This is a genomic window from Candidatus Nanopusillus massiliensis (assembly GCF_920984865.1).
In genome coordinates this window covers 175318-175664 of sequence record NZ_OV100765.1, presented here as the reverse complement: position 1 = coordinate 175664, position 347 = coordinate 175318, and the positions used below count along the sequence as shown (strand labels likewise).

Sequence of the window (347 nt, the reverse complement as noted above, 5' to 3'; positions counted from 1 at the left end):
GGATGTAAGGGATGTATCAAAATATATATTTCATTTAGAAAATGGAGATGGAATAATAAAAAATGATAAAGAATATATAAAGGATATAATTGATTCATGGATTAGAAATAAACAATTTATATATTTATGAATATGATGAAATGATAAAAAATATAAAATATAAAAAATTAAGATATATTAGCGAATTGGAAAATTTAGAAAAATTTAATAAAAATTTTGATAGAATTATAATGCCATTAGCAAAGGAAAGTCATACATTTTTAGAATATGCAATACCTCTAATAAAAAATAATGGAATAATACATTATATCAATTCTTTGAAGAAGAAAAAATAAAAGAAAGGGCAA

The 347-nt window shown here is 19.3% G+C and carries 2 protein-coding genes (1 of these 2 running past the window's edge); both read left to right on the top strand.

Annotation, left to right across the window (positions count from 1 at the left end; genetic code table 11):
* On the top strand, positions 1–8 hold the final stretch of the coding sequence (locus tag LUA84_RS05060; protein ID WP_457913327.1) for a hypothetical protein. 124 nt of this gene lie to the left of the window's left edge; the window shows 8 of its 132 coding nt (coding positions 125–132); its start codon lies off the left edge, out of view; the stop codon is at positions 6–8.
* Positions 9–89: 81 nt separating this feature from the next.
* On the top strand, positions 90–335 hold the full coding sequence (locus LUA84_RS01275; RefSeq protein WP_231434072.1) for a class I SAM-dependent methyltransferase family protein: 246 nt from the start codon (positions 90–92) through the stop codon (positions 333–335).
* Positions 336–347 lie beyond the last annotated feature (12 nt).